Below are 6895 nucleotides of genomic sequence, written 5' to 3'. Positions count from 1 at the left end.
GGCTTGAATCCGTATGCCTTCTGCGAGAATTCTAAACACAAACCGTTCTGCCAAAAGCTATGTCTTGGCAGGACGGTTCTTTTTGCCTTATTATGCGGTGTTGCCTTAGGCTTTCCCTGTATTCCTTAGTAGCGCAGGAATCATATTCTGCCGGTTCGATGTTGCCATACCAGAATTCTTCTAAAATGCTCATAACATCACCCTCCTTAAAAAGTGTGTGTGATGTTAACTCTGCCGCTCGGGAATTGCAAGTAACTATGTTGCACAAACCTAGGCAGCAATTTTTATTGGTATCGGCTGTATAACGAATAGCGGTTGTTTAACGAAACAAAAGCACAATATGTAGTGGTTGCAGAATCATTACACCGGAACAAACAACAGTATCACGGAAACGGCAATCAAAATGTGTTGCAAAGTTTAGGAAAACACCCTATTTTCATCGAAAAGGACATAAAAAAGCAGATACCGTAACTAACACAATTGTATCAATTACGGTATCTGTTATGGTCCGAGTGGCGGGATTTGAATTATTCATCCAAATAGTTCACACGTACTGATGTGCCTTATTTTTTCATAAACTGCCTTAAAATTTTCACTTTTATTACCTTTTCTTACTGATCAGATTTACTGCTTGTGTCTCACGGTTCAAGCCTAAAGGGAAACACAAGGGAAAATTTTTCTGTAAGGGAGGATCAATAATATGTGGGATAATATGAACCGATACCCGTTCCCCATAGTCCAAGATGTATATTCACAGGCACCTGCTCAATGGCAATATCAACAGTTAGTGAATCCACCGATGTATTCGCAAGAATGTCAGCAGAACCCTACTCCCGTGGGAAATCCAACACAATATCCCCCACAAAACATGGTTTTTTACTCTTACAACTTTCAGCAAGTGACTGACTATACCTTGCTTCAGCTTCAAAAAGAGAATATGCAGCTCAAAAATCAGCTGAACAAAAAGGTTCTCAAAGAGGAGGCATTGAAAGAACTTATAGAAGTTCAGGGGAATGCCTATATCAGCTTTACTGAAAGTGGACGCGTTGTACAACTGACTCATTTCGTATTCGAGTCCGTAAAGGTAATCCAATACGATTTGTTCTATGCCAGAAAGCCGCAGCTTCTGGTTAAACTGAGCATACAGGAAAAACCTGGAATGATCAATCTGGATGACATTTATAATGATAAAAAATGGATCACTTTTCTGGAAAAAACCAGCCAAACATCTATAAGGATATACAAATCTGTAAAACATGTTGCGATATTGCTGCGTAGCATAGCATATAGATACGCACCAGAAGTGTTTGTGCCCTACTTTGGCGGATGGGTAAATACAGATGACCATCAACTCTATTATACATTTTCTGGGTTTCGGACCAGCGCTGGGTCGGACACACCGGAATCCTACGAGTGCGCATATGCTGAGATTCCGTATAGCGCCAGAGCCGCGGCAGAAAAATACCTGAGTCGTATGGAACCTGTTTTGGACAAGCCGCTCCGTAATTTTTTTATCATATGGATGCATACATCGTTTCTTCAGTCAATATTGTCTCATCTTGGTGTGCAGATATCAAAAATTCCTGTTATTCAGGCTGCGAATCCAGTGGTGCAAACCTACCTTCACAGGATTCTTTCTGTTCACCACAACAGGATACTCAACATGAATATGCCACCAGATGACTTTGCACACACACTTGCCGCTTATAAAGACCAGCCGTTCGTCATTCAGTATCAACAATGCGGAAAGAACTCTGCGGAAAATGAAGAAATCCTGGGACAGGCGTTATCCGGTGGGAGAATTCCAATTATAAAAAATAAAAAAGAAGTGGGCCAATTAGCCTTCGGAACCCTTCCTGTTCTGCTATCAGACGGTACGGCAGACCTGTCGCGGAAGTTTTATGGGATTCCCATCACAGCAACATCAGACGCTTTTGATTTAACGCAATGTGCTGCGGTTGTGGGCGAGTCTATTTGTGCTGCAGATTACTGGTCTGCATTTTTGGCGTTTACTTCTAAACACATAGATGAGCTAAATCGTTTGCTTCAGACATTTGTGCCAATGGCTTTGCAGCTGTCCTCTGACAAAGAGTACACTGCAGAACATGCAATGGTATTGGGTGCTATGTGTGGAGTTGCAGCCTTTCTTGAGCGATTCTATCAGGAGCTATCTATCTCAGGGATCAAGATTCTGAATAATGGTTGGATGAGTTATATGGCCGAACTATTGGAGGAAAGTTCCGCCCAGTTCGCAGCTCCGGAGGGACTGGCGGATAGTTTCATTGCGGCAGCAAAGCAGGCAATCCTCCAGAACAGGTTCCCGTGCTACCAGATTTTCCGGACACTTTCCGCTATTCCACACGGAGCAATCTATTACAGTGATACATACGTCTGCTTTGATAGAATTGCATTTGAAACCATCTGTCAGAGCGCCGCTTGCAATCCTGGCGCGGTTAAACGAGACCTTGCCGACCAAGGGTACTTTTTCGGGAAAATGGTCAATAGTCATTCTTATGAATCCCGCATTTCCCTTGATCTTCAAAAGAATGGCAAAAAAACCATTCGCGTTTACAAATTCAAACGAGAACTCATAGAGAGTCTGGGCGAGCCCGCTCTGTTTCAAGAGGGGTGAGCAAAATGGACGTTCGTATTCACTTGGGGCTATCTCGTATGGGAGTTACACTTGACTGGAACGAAGCCTCTAATTTTCATATGTACGTCTCTGGACAAAGCGGGCAAGGAAAAAGTTGTTTTTTAAAGCACTGTATTACTCAGTTGCCGCAACAGGGAGTACGATGCATTGTATTTGACTACGCAGGAGATCTGCACACCTTATCTGAGTTGAGTACCGGCATCTGCGTACCCTGTGATTGCTTGGATGTCAGAAATCAGGCCTGTATCAATCCATTTCGCACACTTTTCTTGCAGAAAGACTGTCCAGAAAACCACTATGATACTGCTGTGAGGATTGCAGAGACCATTCTGTCTGCTTGTCCGATAAAAGGTAATTTACAGCAAGTGTGTCTGCGGAATACATTAAAAGAATACATGGATCGTGGCGGTGCAGAGTTTGGTTTCCCCGGCCTGGTTTGTCAGATACAGAATGACAGGAAACTCGCTCAAACTATGGCGCCTGCACTGCTGCGCTTACAGGATCTGGCCAATCTTCTGCCACACCACCTCCAAACGCACAACTGGAATCTGGAACAGCCAGGGATCTCAGTATTACGTTTTGACAGTCTCCCCAATATCTCAGCGCAAACGATTATGACTCAGTTTATGCTGGCGGATTTGTGGTCAGAAAAGCTTAACCGTGGACTGGCAGATTGCCCACTGGTCATAGTCCTGGATGAGTGTCAGCGGTTCCGTTTTACGGAAAACAGTATCTTTACCCGGATTCTACGGGAAGGACGAAAATATCATTTTTCCGGTTGGTTTGCCTCACAGTGGATCGATAACAAAAGTACACTGAAGGCTCTGAACCAAGCCGCTTTACAAGCCTACTTCTATCCAGGAGATGACCAAATCTACAACCTTGCCAAAAGGTTGGCACATGACGGACACTCAGCGGAGAATTACAGGAGATTGCTCCGTACTCTGCGCGTGGGGGAATTTTTGTACATCGACAAGTCTGGAAGGCCTGTTATAAGCCGTGTCCCTCAAAGGGATAAGTAGAATAAGGCTGCTGAATGAATTGCTAAAATTCTCTGACCCAGTTGAAAAAGTAGGGATAGAAAGTGGGTTTTCCCTTTATCCTGTCTGGTTTTAGCATTCAGGTTAGCAACCGATTCATATGCTCCGGCAGGTTGCCCTGCCGGAGCAATTCTTTTTTACAGATATATAACTATAGAGTAAAGAGATATGTGACACAAAGCATATCTCTTGTGGCTACTTTGCTCATGTACCTATAGCCGCTGCTGCTTATTTGACTGTACTTGGTTATCGTTTCTATTTGGTTTCTATTTCTTATCTTTTATTGTTCCTATATCATTATTCCTAAAGATAGATTATATTCATCTGCTTATAAACAACATTTCTTTACAAATATGTTATATAAATAATAAAAAAGGAGCAAAAATGTCATGAAGAGCCTGCAATCGTCAGAAGTGAAAAGCAAAACCGTGAAAGCGCGTGTTACAGAAGAAGAATATCGTACATTTTGTCAAAAACGAGAGGAATGCGGATTGAGCGAAAGTGAACTGATCCGGCGTGCTATCTTTGGTTTAGAGGTATCCGGCTGCAATGCAAAGAACCAAAAAGCTATGGAGCATATGTGTAAGATTCATACCCTGTTAAACCAAGCCAGGCTTGAGATGGATGATGCTGTCATCGATGCGCTTCAAGAGGAGGTGTCTGATTTATGCCAGTCCTTATCATGATGAACAAGCCATACAACGATGAAGATGCACTGGCCGCTTTGGTAAACTATGTATGCCGTATGGGGTACGGCTATTGCGGCGGATATGGAGTAGACGTACGTAATGCCGCACAGCAAATGCAGCTTGTGAAAGATCTCTGGGGAAAGAACCATGGCCGTCGTGTCCGACATTTTATTTTGTCGTTTGGCCGTTCTGAACAGATTGGATATGAGCAAGTAATGAGACTTGGGTTTGATATATGCCGATATTACAGAGATTACCAGTCGGTCTATGGCCTGCATGAGGACACAGATCACCTGCATCTGCATTTTGCAGTCAACACGGTATCTTTTGAGACCGGGAAAATGTATTCGGAAGGCGTTTCTGACTGGCATTGCCTGAGAGGATATATCCAGGGGTTACTGCCAAAATGGTATGTGGATTTTAAAATCTCAGAAGGGACACGCATCGCAAGCTATAGTGTGATGGCATAATAAATATTGGTAGCCCCTGAGTAACCGTCAAACCTGGTAGCAATGTAAATCGCCGGGTCACCAATCGGTGACCCGGCGGCAGCCTGTCGAAAAAGTCCAGCAAAAGCTGGGCTTTTTCATTTAGATGAGATAAGATAGAGGTGGAGGTGAGGGAGATGCTGGAACGTGGAAAAAAAGATCGTGATGTAATAGAGATTGTAGGAATAGACAGCCTGGTACCGAAAGATCACCTGCTTCGGAAAATAGATCAGGCAGTGGATTTCGACCGTATATACGAAATGGTGAAGCCGTTGTATAGCGAGGACAACGGCAGACCAAGCGTAGACCCCGTGGTGCTGATCAAAATGGTACTGATCCAGCATCTGTACGGATTGCCGTCCCTTCGGCGGACGGCAGAAGAAGTAGGCTTAAATGTAGCATACCGCTGGTTTTTGGGGTATACATTACAAGAGGAAACGCCCCACTTTTCCACGGTGAGCTATAACTTCCGGCACCGTTTTACCGAGGAGACCGTAGACCAGGTATTCCACTGGATTCTGGAGGAAGCGGCGGAAGCGGGCTACCTTTCTCCTAAGGCGGTATTTATTGACGGCACACACATCAAAGCCAGCGCGAACACCAAGAAGAAGGTCAAGGTCCAGATCCCGGTGGTATCCAAGCACTATGCCAAGGAACTGATGGAAGAGGTAAACGCAGACCGGGAGATCCATGGCAAGAAACCCTTTGACGATGATGACGAGCCACCGGCTCCGGCAAAGAAGCCCAGAGACAATACCTCCAAGAAGAAGCTGGCCCGGCGGAAGAAGGAGAAGCTGCGTACGGTGACCCGGAGCGTAACCGATCCAGACAGTGGCTTGTTTGTAAAGGGAGACCACAAGCGGCAGTTTGCCTATGAAGCCCACACCGCCTGTGACGAGCATGGATTCGTTCTGGAGACAGTAATTACCCCTGGAAATGTACATGACAGTGTGGCATTTGATGAAGTCTATGACCGTGTGACAGCGGATTTCCCGGAAGTGGAGACGATCGTTGCCGATTCCGCCTATAAGACCCCGCATATCTGCAAAAAGGTGTTTGAAGACGGATGTGTGCTGTCCACCGCTTATAAGCGGCCTCAGACCATGAAGGGCGGCCACGAGTGGTGGAAGTATGTGTATGACGAGTACTATGACTGCGTGCTCTGCCCGGAGTACCAGGCGTTGGCCTACCATACCACCAACCGGGATGGCTACCGGGAATACAGGAGTGATCCCAGCATCTGCGTCAACTGCCCCACCCGCCATCTGTGCACCCATTCCAAGGACTGCGTAAAAACAGTACAGCGACACATCTGGAGAGACTATGAGGAGTTGGCGGACGACGCACGCTATACACCAAAATACCGGCAACTCTACAAGCGGCGTAAGGAAACCATTGAACGGGTCTTTGCCGACGCCAAGGAAAAACACGCTATGCGTTATACCCAGTACAGAGGCTTGGCCCAAGTGTCCAACTGGGTGAAGCTTAAATTTGCTGCCATGAATCTGAAAAAACTGGCCAAGTGGTTGTGGAAGGAGAAGCTTTCTCCATTCACGCTTGTACTTCTTTGGCCTCTATATGCCAGAAACCCGGCTTATGCTTCATGCATAAACCGGGTTTCTCGACAGGCTGTCGCCGGGTCACCAATCGGTGACCCGGCGGATGGTGTTAATAAAGATCTGTTTCTGACATCTTGCCCATAAACTTGTCCACAGCGGTAGAGATCACCGAAACAGAATGATACAAGTAAAAATATCTTAAAAAACGGCGTTATATAAATACGCCTTAAATGTTCCAATCTTCTAATACATCAGCATAAACTGTGCCGCCTGTACCTTGACAATTCGCTTTTTTTGTTGCGAGAGATGTCGCACATACAAAATATCTGTGCCATTTCGTATTTGCTTTCACAATCGTAAAAATTTTTCAGAATAGATTTCTTATAGCCTCAAATCAAGAGGGGCGCACGCTGATTAAAAAGCCGGCGAAAAAAAGAAAAAAGCCGTCCGCAGGAAAGTAAAACCT

Annotated in this window: 6 protein-coding genes; 5 read left to right on the top strand and 1 reads right to left on the bottom strand. The window is 45.2% G+C overall.

Translation table 11 applies throughout. The features are described 5' to 3' along the window. Window positions 1–31: 31 nt before the first annotated feature. Window positions 32–193 (bottom strand): DUF6809 family protein, encoded by a 162-nt coding sequence (locus tag H6B51_RS15680; RefSeq protein WP_204884561.1) that lies wholly within the window; start codon window positions 191–193, stop codon window positions 32–34. Between the two features lie 507 nt (window positions 194–700). Here H6B51_RS15680 and H6B51_RS15675 point away from each other — a divergent pair. The 5 genes from H6B51_RS15675 (at window position 701) to H6B51_RS15655 (ending at window position 6573) form a co-directional block, all read left to right on the top strand. Further along, entirely contained in the window at window positions 701–2632 is a 1932-nt protein-coding gene (locus H6B51_RS15675) for a hypothetical protein (protein WP_204884560.1), read from the top strand. A gap of 5 nt (window positions 2633–2637) precedes the next feature. Next, a complete protein-coding gene (locus tag H6B51_RS15670; protein ID WP_204884559.1) occupies window positions 2638–3675 on the top strand; it encodes an ATP-binding protein in 1038 nt (345 codons plus the stop codon). A gap of 407 nt (window positions 3676–4082) precedes the next feature. Continuing rightward, window positions 4083–4379 carry a plasmid mobilization protein gene (locus H6B51_RS15665; RefSeq protein ID WP_204884558.1) on the top strand — a complete coding sequence of 99 codons (297 nt, stop codon included), beginning with the start codon at window positions 4083–4085 and terminating at the stop codon, window positions 4377–4379. Continuing rightward, entirely contained in the window at window positions 4361–4852 is a 492-nt protein-coding gene (locus H6B51_RS15660) for a relaxase/mobilization nuclease domain-containing protein (RefSeq protein WP_204884557.1), read from the top strand. The genes H6B51_RS15665 and H6B51_RS15660 overlap by 19 nt, the downstream gene beginning before the upstream one ends. Window positions 4853–5007: 155 nt before the next feature. After that, window positions 5008–6573, top strand: coding sequence for an IS1182 family transposase (locus tag H6B51_RS15655; RefSeq protein ID WP_204884556.1), 1566 nt, complete (start codon window positions 5008–5010; stop codon window positions 6571–6573). Window positions 6574–6895: the final 322 nt, after the last annotated feature.

Origin of the sequence: Pseudoflavonifractor phocaeensis (assembly GCF_016901955.1) — a bacterium.
GTDB lineage: Bacteria > Bacillota > Clostridia > Oscillospirales > Oscillospiraceae > Flavonifractor > Flavonifractor phocaeensis_A.
This window is presented reverse-complemented; position numbering and strand designations above follow the sequence as displayed.

What these genes read in the sequence shown, in the direction of transcription:
- H6B51_RS15680 (WP_204884561.1), bottom strand. Translation starts at nt 193, where the DNA reads ATGAGCATTTTAGAAGAATTCTGGTATGGCAACATCGAACCGGCAGAA.
- H6B51_RS15675 (WP_204884560.1), top strand. Translation starts at nt 701, where the DNA reads ATGTGGGATAATATGAACCGATACCCGTTCCCCATAGTCCAAGATGTA.
- H6B51_RS15670 (WP_204884559.1), top strand. Translation starts at nt 2,638, where the DNA reads ATGGACGTTCGTATTCACTTGGGGCTATCTCGTATGGGAGTTACACTT.
- H6B51_RS15665 (WP_204884558.1), top strand. Translation starts at nt 4,083, where the DNA reads ATGAAGAGCCTGCAATCGTCAGAAGTGAAAAGCAAAACCGTGAAAGCG.
- H6B51_RS15660 (WP_204884557.1), top strand. Translation starts at nt 4,361, where the DNA reads ATGCCAGTCCTTATCATGATGAACAAGCCATACAACGATGAAGATGCA.
- H6B51_RS15655 (WP_204884556.1), top strand. Translation starts at nt 5,008, where the DNA reads ATGCTGGAACGTGGAAAAAAAGATCGTGATGTAATAGAGATTGTAGGA.